Consider the following 17,152-nt stretch of genomic DNA (forward strand, 5'->3'; position numbering starts at 1 on the left):
ACGCGAATCGGTTGAGCCAAGGACCACACGACTGTGATCTGCGCTACTGGATCCGCCAGCCTGCGGCGCCCATCACGTCTGGGTCCCCTGACCGCCTGGTCGGAGCTACTGTGAGCCATGACATCCAGGATGGGAGCGGGGCATATGAAGTTTCGGTTGCTGCCATACGTCACCGTCGAGGTCGACGAGCGGTTGCGGCAGCGGATGCGCATCGCCGGCGAGCGGCTCCGGATCAACGTTCGGGCCTACCTGCGCAGTGCGGCCGACGACGTCGAAACCGCCAGCGGCCGGGTGCGAGTGTTGTGCGACACCGCGGTGAACCGGGTCGATCTGGCCGTCGCATCGGTCAACGACAAGATCGCGCCCGCCCCCGCCGATCACGCCGAACCCGCTGCGCCCGCCGGTCAACCACAGCGGCCACATCTGCAGGTCGTCTAGCCCCCGATAGGCACGCCTCGCCGCGGCGCTCTACGGTTGAAGGTGACTGGGCCTTCTCGCCTCCAGGGGGCCGACCGACACTGGCCCGAAAGGGGTTGACGAGGCTTGCTCGGCAACGGTCTCGCGGTGCTGTTCGCCCTGTGCGCCGCTGTTTTCGCGGCGATCGGCATCGTGGTGCGGCAACGCGCCACGATGGACGTACCGCCGGAGAAGGGCGTCAGCACCGCGATGCTGCGAACGCTGTTGCGCCGCAAACTGTGGTGGGCGGGGACCGCGTCCGCCGTCGCGGGGTATGCGTTCCAGGCGCTGGCACTTGGGTTCGGCTCCCTGCTGCTGGTGCAACCCGTGCTCGTATCCGCGTTGCTGTTCGCGCTCCCGTTGAGCGCCCATCTCGCCAATCGCCGGGTGACTCGCGCCGAATGGCTGTGGGCGCTGCTGTTGACGACGGCGCTCACGGTGTTCGTCGTCCTGGCCAGGTCGAGTACCGGCAGCTACGCGGTTCCGGTGTCGACGACTGTGACGGTGGCCGTGGTCTGCGCCATCGTCGTGACCCTGTTCGTCCTGGTCGCCACGCGCAGCACGAACTGGCGCCGAGCCGTCTTGCTCGCGGCCGCGGTCGGCGTCATGTTGGGCGTGGTTGCGGTGCTCACGAAGATCGTGATGCACATGGTTGCCGAGGGCAGCATGCTCGCCACACTGGCCACCCCGGCGCTGTATCTGGTCGTGCTGCTCGGCGTGGTGGCGACGCTTCTGCAGCAGTCGGCGTTCCATGCCGGCTCACTGCAGACTTCTGTGCCGACGATGCTCGTGCTCGAACCGGTCGTGGCGGTGATGCTCGGCTCGATCGTGCTTGGCGAGCATCTGTCGATCACCGGCTGGGAACCCGTTGCGCTGTCGCTGGCGATCGGCGCGATGGCGGCTTCCACGATCGCACTGGGTCGCGACGAGGGTGCCTACGAGGAGAAGCTGGAAGCCGAACTCGAGGCCGAGTTGAAGGCGAAGGCAGCGGGCCGGCCCAGCTAGCACCCGTCACGGATTGATCGTGTGCTCACCGATCTGCCGGCCCCACACGTACTCGGACATGATCGGCTGGCCGAGTTCGAAGTGGTTGTAGGGCGCGATCGACGCGCCCGTGTCGAGCACCAGATACGGGGCAGGCCACAAGTCCCGCGTGATCGGCTGCCAGCAGCCGGGCCGCCCTTCGGGTCCGCCCGTGGCGTTCACGCGCGGCAGGTTGTCCGGGTACACCCACGGGTTGCCTGCGCCGACCGCGAAGTCGAGCAGCTGGAATGAATACCCATTGCTGGTCTGCTGGGCGAACTTCGGGGCCGCCTCGGCGTAATTGCGGACCATGCAGAACAGGGCCGGGCTGTTGCGGTCGAGCATCTCGGAGACCGGCAGCAGGTCCTGGGCACCACGCACCAGATACGGCCCGCCCCGCTCGAAGATGTCGCCGCCGGTGTTGCCGAATCCGACCGCCGCGACGAGCGCCTGATCGAGGTTGTTGCGCTGATCGTTGAGCGTGCGCGCGGTCGTCACCGCATTCGTCAGCCCGTCCCACAGATCGGGGGACGCGTCGGCGTAGAGCTCGCCCAGGTCCGCCAAACCCGTGATGTCGCGGCGGATCTGGGGCATGCGCGGGTTGAGATCGGCCAGGATGTCGTTACCGTCGACCACCGACCGGCCGAACCGGTCGCCGAGCCCGTCGAGTGCCTGCGCCGTGGCAGTGAGAGTTTCGTTGAGCTTGATCGGGTCGATCTGTTCGGAGATCGCCGTGATGGTCTCGAACAGCGTGTTGAACTCCGTCGTGACGCCCTGAGCGTGGATCGGCGTCGCGGCCGACAAACGTGCGGCGGACGGGTTCTCGGGCGCGACGAACGAGATGTACTTGTTGCCGAACACCGTCGTCGCCCGCAACTCGGCGTGCACGTTCTCGGGGATCAGCTTGAGGTACTTCGGGTCGACGTCCAGCGTCAATTTGGCCTGTGTGTCTCCGTCGGATTCGAGCACGTCGACCGCTGACAACCGGCCGATCGGCACGCCGTTGAACGTTACCTTGGACCCTGGGTCCATGGACAACCCCGAGCGGCCCGACAACACGGTCAGCTGAGTCGTCGGCTCGAACACGCCCCGGAACTGCATCCACGTCAGGGACAGGACCGCCACGATCAGGATGACCATGCCTGCGCATGCGGACTTGTACGGCGGGTCATAGCGCCAGTGCTTGAACCGCCGACCGATGCGGTCCCGTAACGCCGCGGATGAGGCCACGCGCTGAAACCCCCGATTATTGACGCAGCGAGTTAGTCGAACTCAGCAAACTGTCGCAAACAACCGGAGACAAAAGCAACTAAATGGCGCCAGTGCGGTGAACATCAAATCCCGCGCGGCGCGAGACTTCCGTCACAGACGAAATGCCATCAGGTGTTGCGGCCGCCGTTCACGCCGACGATCTGACCCGTGATGTAGCCGGCCTCATCGGAGACCAGAAACGAGCAGGTCGCGGCGATATCCTCGGGCTTGCCCATGCGGCGCACAGGGGTGGCGTCGATCGTGTCCTGGATATTGCCGAGTTCGCCGCGTGCCTCCGCGGCGCGCAGCATCGGGGTGTCGATGAAGCCCGGGGGGACGGCGTTGACGGTGATACCCGCCGGGCCGTACTCGAGAGCCAAGGATTTCGTCAGGCCGTTGACCGCCGATTTCGCCGACACATAGTGGCTCATGTACGGCACCCCGGAGTGTGTGCTCGACGACGAGATGTTGACGATCCGGCCCCAGCCCGCCGCGACCATGTCGGGCAGCGCGGCTTGCACGACATGGAAGACGCCGTTGAGATTGACGTCCACCACGCGTTGCCACTCCTCGAACGTGATGTCGGCGAACGGCTTGAAACCACTGAGGCCTGCGGCATTCACCAGGATCGTGACCGGACCCAGTTCGTCACGCACAGCCTTGAACACCGCGTCGACTTGGGCGCGGTCGGTCACGTCGGCCGTGTAGGCGTGTTCGGCACCGGTGTTGGTCAGGTCGAGCGTGGCGACCTGATACCCGTCGGCCGCAAGGCGTTCGGCGATGGCCTTGCCGATACCCGACACGCCGCCCGTGACCAGAGCTGTCTTGGTTGTCATGCTTTCCCCTTCGTAAACCATTGATTGTCAGTCCTTTTCGGTCCGGCGGGAGGCGCGCAGACCGAGCGTGCGCCGTCCGGCTTCCACCGCGTACCGGTAGAAGTCGTCGTCGTCGACGGCCGTCGCGGCGGCGCCTGCGATTCCGGAGAAGACCATCGAGGCCTTGACCTCACCGGCGGGGCCCGGGTCGACGTCGGCCAGCAGCGCCAGCTGGCGGTCGATCACCGCGTCCCATTCGGGCCGGGTGCGCAGCGCCTCGTTGACGCTCGGATCACCGGCCAGCACGGCCACGAGCGCACGATTGCGTACGGCGATCTCGGCGTAGCCACACACCATGCGGTCGGCACGGGCATGGGCGCTGCGCTGTTGTTCGGCGGCGTCGACGACGGTCCGCAATTCTTCGAGGATCGGCTCGACCACCGCGCTGAGCAGCTGCTCGCGGGTGCGGAAGTGGTAGTAGATCGCGGCCTTCGTGAAACCCAGCTCGTCGGCGATCATCTGCAGTGAGGTACCCGCGAAGCCGTGGCGCGTGAACAGCTTGACGGCGGCATCGACCAGGCGCTCTCGGGTGGCCGCACGGCTCGCGCCGACGCCGGCCGGTTCGTCAGCGACGGTTCTCATCGGGCCCCTCTCATGTGCGTTCCTCGCCGATCTACTTTACGATCGTAAAGTAGCTTGCTAGTCGATCGTAAAGCAGATCGACACCGAGAGGACTATGCCGATGTTGACGCCGTTGCCGGCCGAGGACTGGGATGATTCCGCGCGCGACGCACTGGCCTCCACCGTGCCGCCGGAGCGGCGCAACCCCGACGACGCGGGCAACGCGCTGGCGACGCTTGTCCGCCATCCGGTGCTCGCCGGGGCGTTCCTGCCGTTCAACACATATCTTCAGCAGGGCTCGACGCTGCCCGACCGCGTCAGGGAACTGGTCATCCTGCGGACCGCGCACCTGCATCGCTGCGTGTACGAGTGGGGACATCACCACGCCATGAGTCGCGTACTGGGGCTCACGGACGCCGAAATCGCATCGGCCCAAAGCGGGGTTGCCGCAGACGCATTCGACCAGGCCGTGCTCGACGCGGTGGACGAGCTGAACTCGGGCTCGCGGATGACGGCGCAGACCTGGGCGCGGCTTGGCGAGTGTCTCGACGACCGGCAGCGCATGGACCTGATCTTCACCTACGGCGGCTACACCACACTCGCGCTGGCGCTCAACACCTTTGATGTCGAGCTGGAGCCGGGCGCGGGTAACGACGAGTTCTACGCGGCACTGGGTTAGGTGCAATGAGATGGGCGTCGCTGGCAGGGTGCCCCAAGGCGTTCGGCCTGGCGGTCGTCACCTGCTGATATCGCCGGCGTGGTCCGGCTTCGGCTGTGGAAGGTCGCTGCGTGTTGTGGTCTTACGACGCCACCACCGAACCGGAACGTAGATGCAGGCGATGGCGGCGGGTGCGATCAGTCCGACGGCCAACTGGCTGCGGGCGGACGGTATGGCCAGCATGCCGACGATCGTCGCCGCCAGGAGCGCCACCGTGAACCAGCTCAGATAGGGGAACGCCCACATGGCGACAGTAGGGCGGCCGCCTTCGTGTTCGAGAGCCCGGCGAAGCCGAATCTGGGATACCGCGATGGTGCCGTAGATGACCAATGCGACGCTGCCCGCCGCATTGAGCAGGAACTCGAAAACAGACTCGGGGGCGATGTAGGCAACCGCTACTGAGACCCAGCCGGCGGCAGTGGCGAGCAGGATCGCGCGGGCCGGGGTGCCACGCTTGGTGACGCCGAGCAACGCGCGTGGGGCCTCGCCGCGTTCCGCGAGCGCGAACATCATTCTCGATGACGTGTAGATGCCCGAATTCAACAGGGACAGAACGGCGGTCAAGATGACGAATTGCATCACCTGTGCGGCGCCGGGTATTTCGAGCAGATCGAGGGCCGTGACGAAGGGGCTCGCCCCGGCGTGGATGTCAGAGTATGGAACCAGCAGGACGATGAGCGTGACCGAGCCGACGTAGAACACGATGACGCGCCACACCACCGTCTTGGTTGCCTGACTCACGGCACGGACCGGGTCCTTCGCCTCCGCCGCGGCGACGGTGACGATCTCTGCGCCGAAGTACGAGAAGACCACCACGGTCAACGCTGCGAGCACGCCGTTGAGGCCATCGGGTGCGTTCATGGGCGCGATCTCGTGGTGTTGGCCGGGAAGAACATTGGCAAGCCCGGCGATGCTGACGAGCAAGAATGCCACGATTGTCACGACCTTGATTGAGGCAAACCAGAACTCGGTCTCACCGAAGGCGCGCACCGATAGCATATTGATCACGGTCATCACCGCCATGATGGTCGCGGCAATGATCCACAGGGGGTATTCCGGTAGGTAAGCGCCGATGATCTCGGCGCCGGCGACGGCTTCGAAGGCAACGACGACAACCCAGAAGTACCAGTAGGTCCAGCCAATGATGAACCCAGCGCCCGGGCCTAGGGCGAGTCTGGCGTACTCGGCAAACGAACCTACCGCCGGTCGCGTCGATGCCATCTCGGCAAGCATTCGCATGACGAGCAGCAGCACCAAACCACCGATCGCGTACGCCAAAGGTGCCAGCGCACCGGCGGTTTGGATCACCGAACCGGAACCGACGAACAAGCCGGCGCCGATGATGCCACCCAACGCGATCATCGTCAGGTGGCGCTGCTGAAGTACCCGGCGCAGCGGCCGGTTTGGATCGGATTCGACCTCAGTGATCATGGATTCTCTCCTGGAATGTCAGCTCGTGAAGCGGCCAAAAGTTGGTGGCGGCAGATGGCGCACGGAATGTGGGACAAGCCACAATCTACCTAGTTCGATCGATCGATACAATACTTAGAGCGGGAACGGTGAACGACCTAATTGTGCCGGTGTTCAGCGGTCGCGGATCAGGTTGGTGTGAAAATCGTTGGCTTGCTTGCCAACGCATGCTCCTTCGAGCGTGATGCGTATTATTCGGCCACAGGATCCGGATCGAGGAAACGTGTCGGCGGTCCGATGTCGAGGTCGTCTCGGCGTACCGCTCGGCCGCGTCGCCTGGCCCTCATCATCGCCAGACCGCCGTCGGCATAACTGTGGCAGAGCTGTTCGACGGTCAATTCGCCGGCCGGCCGGAACCAGTGCGACACGGCCGTACACATCTCGAGCAATCCGATCGTGAGCGTTGTCGGGTACATCGCGGTGAATGTGCCCGATTCGACGCCCTCCTGCACCGTCAATCGCCAGAGGTCTTCGTAGGCGTCACGTAACGCCACGACGCGATCGCGCCGTTCGCCAGTGAGTGAACGCAACTCGGTGTCCGTCACGATCTTGGCCAACCGGTCGGTGACATGAGCCCAGACATGCTGCTCGACGAGCATCGCCAACCGGTCGCACGGAGATTGCAGCTCTGTGCGGGCCCGCTCAGCTGCTTGACGCAGCGGCTCGGTGCTGGCGAACATCAGGTCCGCCAGCAGATCGTCTTTGCTGCCGAAATGGTGATACAGCGAGGACAGCGTCACATCCGCTGCAGCAGCGATATCGCGGATACCAGTGCCATGAAACCCCTTCGAAGCGAAGAGGTCGATCGCAGCTTCGCGGATGCGGCGCGGTGTCTCACCTGCGCGCTCGGCGGCTACCCGCGGCATAGACGCTCCTACCGACGTTGACCCTGGCGGACTCGAATGTACTCCACCGGCGCGCGTGTATTCGTTCAGCCCGACATGGTCAGTCCGCCGCTCACCGACATCACCTGGCCGGTGATGTGGCTGGGCGCGCCGGCGAAGAACGCGACCGCTTCGGCGACTTCGCGGGGTTCGGCCAAACGCCGGGTCGGTGTCGCTCGCACGATGGCATCCATCGTCGCGGACGCGCGTTGGTCGAGTTTGATGCTCTCGAGCAGCGGAGTGTCGGTGGGGCCGGGGCACACACAGTTGACGCTGATTCCGTGGCGAGCGGTCTCGCGCGCGATGGATTTGGTGAACGCGAGCGTGCCGCCCTTGCATGCGGCGTATACCGCCTCGCCCGAGGAGCCCACTCGCCCAGCGTCGCTGGCGACGTTGACGATCCGTCCGCCCCCATTGTCGATCAGCCGCGGAATCACCAGGTGCGTAGTGTTGAACACGCCCTTCAGATTGATGTGGATGAGCTTCTCCCACAGCGTGGGTGTGGTGTCGGTGAAGGGTTGCACATGGTCCCATCCGGCGTTGTTGACGAGGATGTCCAGGCGGCCCAGGTGTTCTCCGAGTTGGCCGAGCGCCTCCTGCAGAGATTCGTAGTCGCCGACGTCGGCGCCGGCCGCGTGTACGCGCGGCAGGTCGCCGGCAAGTTCAGCCGCGCCCTCGGCATCCAGATCGACGATGCCCACGGTGGCTCCGGCTTCGGAAAGGCGCCGGACGACCGCGGCGCCGATTCCCTTCGCGCCGCCGGTGACGACGGCGCACGCACCCGCGAGTGAGGGGCTGCCTGAAATCTCTTGTCGTAGTTCAAGGTTCATAGAGTTCTCCTGGTTCAGGTCGGTATTTGTGTTGGGCGGGACGTGGATCATGCGGTGCTGTCGAATGTGGTGGCAGTGACACCGCGTGCTGCCAGAACGTGTTTTTCCACCTTCTCGGTGGGCGTCTTCGGCAGGCATCGGGCAATCTCGATGTAGCGGGGAACCATCGGACGCGGTAAGCGCTGCCGGCAATAGGCCAAAAGCTCGTGTGCCGTGAGTGAGTGGCCTGGTCGCGGTACGGCCACGACCATGATCTCGTCCTCGGTGAGCTCACTGGGTACACCGAACGCGGCCGCTTCGAGGACTGCTGGGTGGTCGTTGATTTTCTCTTCGATGGCGACCGCTGAGATGTTCTCTCCGCGCCGGCGAATGACGTCCTTGCTGCGGCCGACGAAATAGAAATAATCATCCTCGTCCCGGTAGGCGAGGTCACCGGTGTGGAACCAGAGATCACGCCAGGCCTGCACGGTCGCATCGGGCATGCCGAGATACTCGGACATCACGACATGCGGCTCCAGCGGCCGGATACATATCTCGCCAACGTCATTCGGCCCACCCGGCTGCCCGTTCTCGTCGAGGATCTTGACGTCGAAGCTGTCGACGGGACGTCCGCACGAACCGGCTCGGCGTGGTTCACCGGGACGGTTGTAAAGCACTATCCCGACATCCGACGAGCCGTATACCTCGACGAGTTCGACGGCGAAGCGCTTCTCGAATTCGTCGGCCCAGGCCGGTAGTGGAACACCCCATCCGAGGCGGGCCGGGTTGTCGGCATCCCGGGGATCGTGCGGTTGCTTGAACAGTATCGTGAGGGTGGCGCCCATGAAGTCGAACACGGTTGCGCCGTAGTGGCGAATCTGTTCCCAGAACTGGCGCGCGGAGAACCGCTCGACAAGCGCTGCTGTCGTTCCCAGCGTCAAAGCCGGCGCGACCGTGAATATCGCGGCATCGGCATGAAACAGTGGAAACGGGCAGAACAAGATGTCGGAATCGGTCAGTCCTAGTTGTTCTACGAAGATCTCCGCCTGCCGGGTGACGTATCGGTGCGGCAACACACAGGCTTTGGATCGGCCGGTGCTTCCGGAGGTGAAGAGAAGGATGCTGGGGTCCCCGTTTTTCACCGGATGTCGCGGGACGGGATCGGCGGCCAGATCAGCCCAGCCGACAACATCGATCGCGTCGGGACGAGGCTGCAATCCTCCGCGGACGACAACGCACCTTACCGTCGGAGAGTGTTCGATCGTCGGCCAGAGTTCGTCGAGAAAGACCTCGTCGACGATCACGACTTCGGCTCCGCAGAGGGACAAGGCCCGCTGCACGGCTTCCGTCCCGAGTGCCGTGTTGATCGGAGCGGCCACGCCGCCAATATGATTCAGCGCGAGCCAGGCGACGACGAACTCGACGCAGTTGGGCAACACCAGCGCGACCGATTGGCCGCTACGCACACCACGTGCCATCAGCCCACCCGCGATGGCCATGCTGGCCTCGGAAAGCTGCTGATAAGTGAGTGCCTGGTCCCCGACGCGTATTGCGGCTTGATCGGGGCGAGTACGGGCGTGGTGATGTACGTGGTCGCCCAGGCTCTTGCACTCGGTCACTTCACAACCTTGGAGGTGTGCCGATCGGCGTATGCGCTCAGCCGCTCGGTTGCCACATCGGTACGTCGAGCGGTGCTCACGGCATCTGCCTCCCGTTTCAATGTGGTCTGCATCGGCTCATCGCTGCTGTCTTTCAACAAATTTCGGGTCAGCGCGATCGCCTCGCGATGCGCATCCATCGCACCGCCCAGCGCCACCGCGCGGTCGAGGGCCGAACCGGTGGTCACCTCGCTGATCAATCCTGCCGCAAGCGCCCATTGGGCGCTGTAGGTTTGGCCGGTCAGCAGCATGTCCCTGGCGCGACCGCGTCCGATGTAGTCCGGCAAGAGTCGCGAAGCACCGTTGGTGCACACCAGACCCCAGTGAACTTCGGGGCAGCCGAACACGGCCTGCTCGGCAGCGATACGAATGTCGCAGGCGAGCGTGAGCTCAAGACCGCCTCCCATGGCCGCACCGTTGATGGCTGCGATGGTGGGCTTGGGCGACTCGAGCAACAGTTCGGTGATGCGCTGCAGCAGTGCGATATTGCAGTCGAAATCCGACGGTGGCTGACTTGCCGCCTCTGTGAGGTCGTCACCGGAGCAGAAGGCGCCGCCGGCTCCGGTCAGCACGATGGCCGACGTGGCTGGTGCCTGAATTGTCCGCGTCAGCGCCGCGGCGAGGTCACCGAGGAGGGCTGACGACATGGCGTTGCGGACTTTCGGCCGGTTGAGGGTTACGACGGAGCACGGACCAGTCTGGTGCACAAGCACGTTGCCGCCCGGTTCCGTTCGCTCACTTGAGTTGGTCAACATAACTGTTATTGTATCGATCGATCGAATCAATGCAAGGAGGGCGAATGAACGTCTACCGGGATTACCGGGTTTTGGCCACGGACTGGGTGGCCGACGGAGTACTACGGATCACCATCACGAACCCGACGCGCGCCAATGCGCTCGACGCAGTCGGGCACGCAGAGATCACGAGGATCTGGCGCGAGGCGGACGCCGACGATCGGGTGCGCGCGGTCCTGGTGTGTGGCGCGGGAGCCAACTTCAGCGCCGGAGGCGACCTCGCGTGGGTGCGCAGTCTGGCCGATGAACCGCAGGCCCGCCTCGACGGCATGCGGGAAGCTCGCGAACTCGTCGTCAACCTCGTCGAGTTCTCCAAGCCGGTGGTATCCGCGGTGCGGGGTGTGGCGGTGGGAGCGGGGCTCGCCGTAGCGCTGTTGGCCGACATCTCGGTGGTCGCCGACGATGCCCGGCTGATCGATGGGCACACCCGACTCGGCGTCGCAGCCGGTGACCACGCCGCGCTGATCTGGCCGTTGTTGTGTGGCCTCGCCAAGGCGAAATACCACCTGCTCACCTGTGAACCGGTCAGCGGAGCCGAAGCCGAGCGCATCGGCCTGGTCTCACGCGCCGTTCCCGATGACGCTGTGCTCAACACCGCGGCCGACATCGCGTCCCGGTTGGCGAACAGCGCCCCACTGGCCGTGCGCTGGACCAAACAGGCGTTGCAGTCCTGGCTGAGAAGCGCGATGCCGCATTTCGAGACGGGACTCGCGCTGGAGTTCCTCGGATTCGCCGGTGCGGAAGTCCAAGAAGGCCTCGAGGCGCTTACGCAACGGCGCGAGCCGAACTACACGCGAAACACATTGGACTCCAAAGGTACTGGAGAAAACGATGTACACCGGTAACTCCGACGTCCCAGCCGATGTCTTCGACGACGTCCGCGCTCACGTCAGGACATTCGTGCGCACGAGGGTGGTACCGCGGGAATCCGAGATCATGGCCACCGACGAAATTCCTGCAGACCTCCGGGAGCAGGCTGCCGACATGGGGCTGTTCGGTTACGCGATCCCGCAGAAGTGGGGCGGGCTCGGTTTGGATCTGGTGCAAGATGTGGAGTTCGCGTTCGAACTCGGCTATACGTCGCTTGCACTTCGGTCGTTGTTCGGTACGAACAACGGCATCGCCGGACAGGTGATTGTCGGATTCGGTACCGACGAGCAGAAGGAACGGTGGCTGCCCGGCATCGCGTCCGGGGACATCGTCGCGTCGTTCGCCCTGACTGAGGCCGGCGCGGGCTCGAGTCCGGCCGGTCTCAAGACTACCGCGACTTTCGACGGTAGGGGCTGGATTCTCAACGGCACCAAGCGTTTCATCACCAACGCCACCGAGGCCGGCGTCTTCGTCGTGTTTGCGCGAGTCGCGACGGACACCGGGTCGACTCGCAGATTCGCGGTGTTCCTTGTGCCCGCTGGGACTGCCGGTGTGACCGTGGGGCCGAAGGACGCCAAGATGGGTCAGGAGGGTTCCCGCACCGCCGAAGTCGTATTCGACGGTGTTCGGGTCGATGCGGATGCGCTCGTCGGCGGCGACGACGAAGCGGGTTACCGTGCCGCGTTGACATCGCTCACGCGGGGCCGGATTCACATCGCCGCGTTGGCGGTCGGATCCGCACAGCGTGCCCTCGACGAGTCTGTGGCATACGCGGCAACCGCCACCCAAGCTGGCACGCCGATCGGTGAATTCCAGTTGGTGCAGGCCATGATTGCCGACCAGCAGACCGGCGTGTTGGCCGGACGCGCCCTTGCCCGCGATGCGGCCCAGCTCTACGTCACCGGCCGGGACCGCCGCATCGCCCCGTCAGCGGCAAAGCTGTACTGCACCGAAATGGCATGCCAGGTGGCCGATCTCGCCGTACAGATCCACGGCGGCACGGGATACATGCGGGAAGTCCCTGTCGAGCGAATCTATCGTGACGTTCGTCTCCTGCGGCTCTATGAGGGAACCAGCGAAATCCAGCGCCTGATCGTCGGAGGCGGCCTCGTTCGCCGGGCACAGGAGCGCGCGTGATGACGGCCGCGTCATGGCCCGGGCTGTTGACCGGACGCACCGCCGTCATCACAGGCGCGGCGCAGGGCATCGGGCTGGCCATCGCCCGACTTTTCGCCGACCACGGAGCCAGGACCGTTCTCGGCGATATCGACGGGCTGAAAGCCGTTGAGGTCGCCAAGACACTGCCCACGAGCATCGGCCTCGCGTGCGACGTAGTGGCGGGGACTGACGTTGCACGGTTACTCGACGCTGCTGTCGACACCTTCGGCTCGGTGGATGTCCTCGTGAACAACGCCGGGATCGTTCGCGATGCCACGATGCGCACCATGACCGAAGAAGAGTTCGACGAGGTTGTTGCGGTCAATCTCCGTGGCTGCTGGAACGGCACCCGGCTGGCCGCATCCGTCATGCGCGAGCGCGGCGGCGGGTCGATCGTCAACATGTCGTCGATCTCGGCCAAGGTCGGGTTCGCCGGCCAGACCAATTACTCTGCGGCCAAGGGTGCAGTCGTCGGGCTGTCCAAGGCCGCGGCGAAAGAAGTCGCCCACCTCGGAGTGCGGGTCAACGTCATTCAACCCGGCTTGATCCGCACCCCGATGACAGCGGCCATGCCGGAGAAAGTGTGGGAGTACAAGCTCGCCGAGATACCGATGCAGCGTCCCGGCACTCCGGAGGAGGTCGCGTCGGTAGCGCTGTTCTACGCCTCCGAACTCTCCGGCTATATGACGGGCACGGTCGCGGAGGTTACGGGCGGGCGGTACATGTAACCGCCGGCTTTCGCCGGGCGGCATCGACGGTCCGAGGTCACGCCGAACTGCGAACCCGGGCAGCCGCGGATTCCGGCATCGGTTCGTAGCGGGCGAACGCGCGGGTGAACGAGCCCGCCCCATGCGACAACGACCGCAGGTCGATTGCGTAGCGGGTCAGCTCGACCTCGGGGATCTCGGCCTTGACGACCGTGCGCTCCTCCCCGACCTTGTCGGTTCCGAGCACGCGGCCGCGGCGTCCGGCGAGATCGCTCATCACGGGGCCCACCAGCTCGTCGGGCACGATCACGGATACGTCGTCGACGGGCTCGAGCAGATTGACCTTGGTCGCCGCGGCGGCTTCGCGCAGCGCCAGCGCGCCTGCCATCTGGAACGCGTAATCCGAGGAGTCCACGCTGTGGGCCTTGCCGTCGAACAGCGTGACCCGGATGTCGACCACCGGGTAGCCGGGCCCCACACCTTTCTCCATCTGCGCCCGCACGCCCTTCTCGACGCTCGGGATGAACTGACGCGGTACCGCGCCGCCGACCACCTTGTCGACGAACTCGAAACCGCTTCCCTCGGGCAGTGGCTCGACCTCGATGTCGCATACCGCGTACTGGCCGTGGCCGCCGGACTGTTTGACGTGACGTCCGTGTCCTTTCGCCTTGCCGCCGAACGTCTCCCGCAACGGGACGCGTAGCTCGACCGTGTCCACCGATACGCCGTACCGGCGGGACAAGGCCTCGAGCACCACCCCGGCGTGGGCCTCGCCCATGCACCACAGCACGATCTGGTGGGTCTCGGGGTTCTGTTCGATGCGCAACGTCGGATCCTCGGCCGCCAGGCGCTGCAGGCCGACCGAGAGCTTGTCCTCGTCGGTCTTCGCGCGCGGTGACACGGCCACCGGCAGGAGGGCATCGGGCATCGTCCAGGGTCGCAGGACAAGTGGATCGGCCTTGTCGCTGAGCGTGTCCCCGGTCTCGGCCCGGCTCAACCGGCCGATCGCGCAGATGTCTCCGGCCACGACCGACGGCGCAGGCCGCTGCTGTTTGCCGAGGGGGAACGAGAGGGCGCCGATGCGCTCGTCCTCATCGTGATCGGCGTGCGCCGACATCGAGCCGGAGTCGGCGTGACCGGATGACCCGTTGGAGTTCGTCAGCGCCGAAAAATGGCCCGACACATGCACGGTGGCGTCGGGCCTGATGGTGCCGGAGAACACCCGGACCAGGCTGACCCTGCCGACATAGGGATCCGACGTCGTCTTCACCACCTCGGCCAGCAGCGGGCCTTCCGGATCGCATGCCAACGGTTTGCGCGCCGCGCCCGCAGGCGTGAAGACCTCGGGCAGCCGATGTTCGGGCGGTGAGGGAAACCCGCGGGTGATGACCTCGAGCAGTTCCAGTGTGCCGACCCCGGAGCCGCTGCAGACCGGGATCACCGGAAAGAACGAGCCGCGGGCGACGGCTTTCTCCAGGTCTGCGATGAGCACCGACTCGTCGATTTCCTCGCCGCCGAGGTAGCGCTCCATGAGCGTTTCGTCTTCGGATTCCTCGATGATCCCCTCGATGAGTGAGCCGCGAAGCTCTTCGATCTCGTCGGTGTAGGACCCGGCCGGTGCGTGCGTGGTGTGCTTGCCGTCGGCGTACTCGTAGTGCGTGCGCGTGAGCAGCCCGATGACACCCTCCCCAGCGGGGAAATAGAGCGGCAGGACCTTGTCCCCGAACGCCTCCTGCGCGGCGGCCAGCGCGCTGGCGTAGTTGGCCCTCGCATGGTCGAGCTTGGTGATGACCACAGCGCGCGGCATGTTCACGTCGGCGCATTCCAGCCACAGCGCCTTGGTCGGCTCGTCGATGCCCTCGTTGGCGCCGATGACGAACATCGCGCAGTCGGCGGCACGCAGGCCGGCGCGCAGTTCACCGACGAAGTCGGCGTAGCCGGGAGTGTCGATCAGATTGACCTTGATCGCGTTGTGCTGCAACGGGGCCAAGGCGAGACCGACCGATCGCTGCTGCGAGATCTCCGCGTCGTCGAAGTCGCACACCGTCGACCCGTCGACCACCGAACCGACCCGGTTCAACACGCCGGCCGCGACCAACAGCGCCTCGACGAGCGTGGTCTTACCTGCCCCCGACGGACCGACCAGGGCCACGTTGCGAATGGTCGCCGGACTGTCCGCCGTGGGTACCACGCCTGCGCCTGCCGATGAGTTCGTCCTGTCCGCCATGGCCTGCCTCCCTGAATCCCCGGGACGCCACGCTGCGGCCCGCCGGACCTGCCTCCACCATTCCCCGATGTGACCTACAGCACAAGTCCTGCCGGCAGGCGCGGATAATGTGAGCACAGCACCGTCCGGGCGTGCTGACCGGGCAATTGCCGGGCGCCGAATGCGAGTTGTCCGGACGAGCTGCCGCATCGAGGCTGAACACATGAACACCGTTCGGGACTTCGACGCCTATGCCCGCTTCGTACCATCGCAGTACCGCGCCGAACCCATGATCGAACCGACCTCCACGTGGTGGTCGTGGCGCGGCCGCAACGTGCACATCGCGCGGGCATCCGTGCCGGACAGCGACATCCGGGCCCTGGTGCTCCACGGAGCCGGTGGCTATTCGGGAGCGTTGTGGCCGTTCGCGGCCTTCGCCGCAGCCGAGGGCGCCGACGTGCTTGTTCCCGATCTGCCCCTGTACGGAGACACCGTCGATCCACGCCCGGCGTCGGTCAGATACGACGACTGGGTCGAGCTGCTGTGCGATCTGGTCCGGGCCGAATGTGAGCGCGACGATCGCCCGTTCATCCTGTTCGGTGCCAGCATGGGTGGCCTGCTCGCCTATGAGGTCGCGGCGCGGACGCGGCTGGTAACGCATGTGGTGGCGACCTGTCTGCTCGATCCGGCCGACCCGGCGGCGCGGCGGGCCGCGTCGCGCATACCTCCGGTGGGAGTGGTGGCGCCCGGGCTCATGCGGCGCGCCGAACCGGTTGTGGGCGGGTTGCGCGTGCCTATCCGATGGCTGGTCAAGATGACGGCGATGAGCGGCAACCGTGAGCTGTCCCGGTTGTGTGCGACCGACCCGAAGGGCGGCGGGATACGGGTACCACTCGGATTTCTGTCGAGCTGGCTCAACTACTCTCACACCGCACCCGAGACGTTCGACGGGGCACCGGTCACGCTCGTGCATCCCGGCGCTGACCGCTGGACGCCGCCGGCGCTGAGCATCCGGTTCCTCAACCGTATCGCCGCGCCGACGCGGCTCGTGATGTTGGAGAACTGTGGCCACTACCCGGTGGAAGAGCCGGGGCTGAGCCAGCTGGTGTCGGCCCTACGCCGGGTGCGCGAGCAGGCGCTCGACCAGATTCACTAGCTGATCGACGTTCATGCCGCGCCGCGTCAGCACCCGGTGCAGATGGGCGTCGATCGCGTGGACCAGCGCCTGTGCGGTCACCAGTGGGTCGTCGTCACCGGCACGGTCGCACCGCTTGAGGTGAAAGGCGATCTCGCGCGCGAGGTAGTCCTCGAACGCCTGCAGCGCGGCAAGCTCCTTCGCGCGCCGCGGAGCCACGCGGTGCATCAGGCCGTGCAGGCCGGGCCGGTCGCTGTGCAGTTCGACGACCTCACCGAGGATCGTCCGCATGGTGTCGTCGAACGGCGGGAGTTCCGAACGCAGCCGGGCGAACACCGCGTCGAGTCGCTCGACGGCGTCGCGGACATGCCGCTCGGCCAGCGCGTACAGCAACGCGTGTTTGTTCGGGAAGTACTGGTACACCGAGCCGATCGACACACCGGCCCGCTCGGCGATGCGGTTTGTGGTGGCCGCCAAGCCTTCTCGTTCGAAGACCTGCGCGGCCGCCTCCAACACCACGTCGACGGTTTCGCGGGACCGGTCCTGTCGAGGTGCCTTGCGCGGCGCGTCGCTCATG

General features: G+C 65.6%; 17 protein-coding genes. 7 read left to right on the forward strand and 10 right to left on the reverse strand.

Annotated elements, in window-relative coordinates:
• Positions 1-144 precede the first annotated feature (144 nt).
• Both ACRCUN_RS18990 and ACRCUN_RS18995 read left to right on the forward strand, forming a co-directional pair.
• A complete protein-coding gene (locus tag ACRCUN_RS18990; protein WP_462143176.1) occupies positions 145-438 on the forward strand; it encodes a hypothetical protein in 294 nt (97 codons plus the stop codon).
• 105 nt (positions 439-543) lie between these two features.
• The gene (locus ACRCUN_RS18995; protein ID WP_462143177.1) at positions 544-1,461 is read left to right on the forward strand and encodes a DMT family transporter; all 918 of its coding nucleotides are present in this window, start codon (positions 544-546) and stop codon (positions 1,459-1,461) included.
• A gap of 6 nt (positions 1,462-1,467) precedes the next feature.
• Here the strand turns inward: ACRCUN_RS18995 and ACRCUN_RS19000 are convergent, their stop codons facing one another.
• The 3 genes from ACRCUN_RS19000 to ACRCUN_RS19010 all read right to left on the reverse strand — a co-directional run bounded on the left by ACRCUN_RS19000 (position 1,468) and on the right by ACRCUN_RS19010 (position 4,187).
• The gene (locus tag ACRCUN_RS19000) at positions 1,468-2,619 is read right to left on the reverse strand and encodes an MCE family protein (RefSeq protein ID WP_462143328.1); all 1,152 of its coding nucleotides are present in this window, start codon (positions 2,617-2,619) and stop codon (positions 1,468-1,470) included.
• 239 nt (positions 2,620-2,858) lie between these two features.
• Entirely contained in the window at positions 2,859-3,566 is a 708-nt protein-coding gene (locus ACRCUN_RS19005; protein WP_462143178.1) for an SDR family NAD(P)-dependent oxidoreductase, read from the reverse strand.
• Between the two features lie 27 nt (positions 3,567-3,593).
• A complete protein-coding gene (locus ACRCUN_RS19010; RefSeq protein ID WP_462143179.1) occupies positions 3,594-4,187 on the reverse strand; it encodes a TetR/AcrR family transcriptional regulator in 594 nt (197 codons plus the stop codon).
• A 100-nt stretch (positions 4,188-4,287) separates the two neighbouring features.
• Between ACRCUN_RS19010 and ACRCUN_RS19015 the strand changes: the two genes are divergently transcribed.
• Complete coding sequence (locus ACRCUN_RS19015) at positions 4,288-4,845, forward strand: carboxymuconolactone decarboxylase family protein (RefSeq protein ID WP_462143180.1); 558 nt, start codon at positions 4,288-4,290, stop codon at positions 4,843-4,845.
• Positions 4,846-4,902: 57 nt separating this feature from the next.
• On the opposite strand, the gene ACRCUN_RS19020 is transcribed toward ACRCUN_RS19015, so the two are convergent.
• From ACRCUN_RS19020 to ACRCUN_RS19040, 5 genes are all read right to left on the reverse strand, one after another.
• Entirely contained in the window at positions 4,903-6,315 is a 1,413-nt protein-coding gene (locus tag ACRCUN_RS19020) for an amino acid permease (protein ID WP_462143181.1), read from the reverse strand.
• 230 nt (positions 6,316-6,545) lie between these two features.
• Complete coding sequence (locus ACRCUN_RS19025; RefSeq protein ID WP_462143182.1) at positions 6,546-7,220, reverse strand: TetR-type transcription factor C-terminal domain-containing protein; 675 nt, start codon at positions 7,218-7,220, stop codon at positions 6,546-6,548.
• Positions 7,221-7,285: 65 nt separating this feature from the next.
• Positions 7,286-8,068, reverse strand: coding sequence for an SDR family NAD(P)-dependent oxidoreductase (locus ACRCUN_RS19030; RefSeq protein ID WP_462143183.1), 783 nt, complete (start codon positions 8,066-8,068; stop codon positions 7,286-7,288).
• Between the two features lie 47 nt (positions 8,069-8,115).
• Positions 8,116-9,666, reverse strand: coding sequence for an AMP-binding protein (locus tag ACRCUN_RS19035; protein ID WP_462143184.1), 1,551 nt, complete (start codon positions 9,664-9,666; stop codon positions 8,116-8,118).
• The gene (locus tag ACRCUN_RS19040; RefSeq protein ID WP_462143185.1) at positions 9,663-10,460 is read right to left on the reverse strand and encodes an enoyl-CoA hydratase/isomerase family protein; all 798 of its coding nucleotides are present in this window, start codon (positions 10,458-10,460) and stop codon (positions 9,663-9,665) included. Before ACRCUN_RS19040 ends, ACRCUN_RS19035 begins: the two co-directional genes overlap by 4 nt.
• A 44-nt stretch (positions 10,461-10,504) precedes the next feature.
• Between ACRCUN_RS19040 and ACRCUN_RS19045 the strand changes: the two genes are divergently transcribed.
• The 3 genes from ACRCUN_RS19045 to fabG are packed head-to-tail and all read left to right on the forward strand — an operon-like array spanning position 10,505 to position 13,255.
• Entirely contained in the window at positions 10,505-11,344 is an 840-nt protein-coding gene (locus tag ACRCUN_RS19045; protein WP_462143186.1) for an enoyl-CoA hydratase/isomerase family protein, read from the forward strand.
• Complete coding sequence (locus tag ACRCUN_RS19050; protein WP_462143187.1) at positions 11,331-12,506, forward strand: acyl-CoA dehydrogenase family protein; 1,176 nt, start codon at positions 11,331-11,333, stop codon at positions 12,504-12,506. The genes ACRCUN_RS19045 and ACRCUN_RS19050 overlap by 14 nt, the downstream gene beginning before the upstream one ends.
• Positions 12,506-13,255 (forward strand): 3-oxoacyl-ACP reductase FabG, encoded by a 750-nt coding sequence (gene fabG, locus ACRCUN_RS19055; RefSeq protein WP_462143188.1) that lies wholly within the window; start codon positions 12,506-12,508, stop codon positions 13,253-13,255. Before ACRCUN_RS19050 ends, fabG begins: the two co-directional genes overlap by 1 nt.
• A 37-nt stretch (positions 13,256-13,292) precedes the next feature.
• Here the strand turns inward: fabG and ACRCUN_RS19060 are convergent, their stop codons facing one another.
• Positions 13,293-15,461, reverse strand: coding sequence for an elongation factor G-like protein EF-G2 (locus ACRCUN_RS19060; RefSeq protein WP_462143189.1), 2,169 nt, complete (start codon positions 15,459-15,461; stop codon positions 13,293-13,295).
• Between the two features lie 202 nt (positions 15,462-15,663).
• Here ACRCUN_RS19060 and ACRCUN_RS19065 point away from each other — a divergent pair, with 202 nt between their 5' ends.
• Positions 15,664-16,596, forward strand: a complete 933-nt coding sequence (locus ACRCUN_RS19065; RefSeq protein WP_462143190.1) for an alpha/beta hydrolase — start codon at positions 15,664-15,666, stop codon at positions 16,594-16,596.
• Here the strand turns inward: ACRCUN_RS19065 and ACRCUN_RS19070 are convergent.
• Positions 16,555-17,151: a TetR/AcrR family transcriptional regulator gene (locus tag ACRCUN_RS19070; RefSeq protein ID WP_462143191.1), complete on the reverse strand. Its 597-nt coding sequence runs from the start codon at positions 17,149-17,151 to the stop codon at positions 16,555-16,557. The genes ACRCUN_RS19065 and ACRCUN_RS19070 overlap by 42 nt on opposite strands.
• Position 17,152 lies beyond the last annotated feature (1 nt).

This window comes from Mycobacterium venezuelense (genome assembly GCF_054919535.1).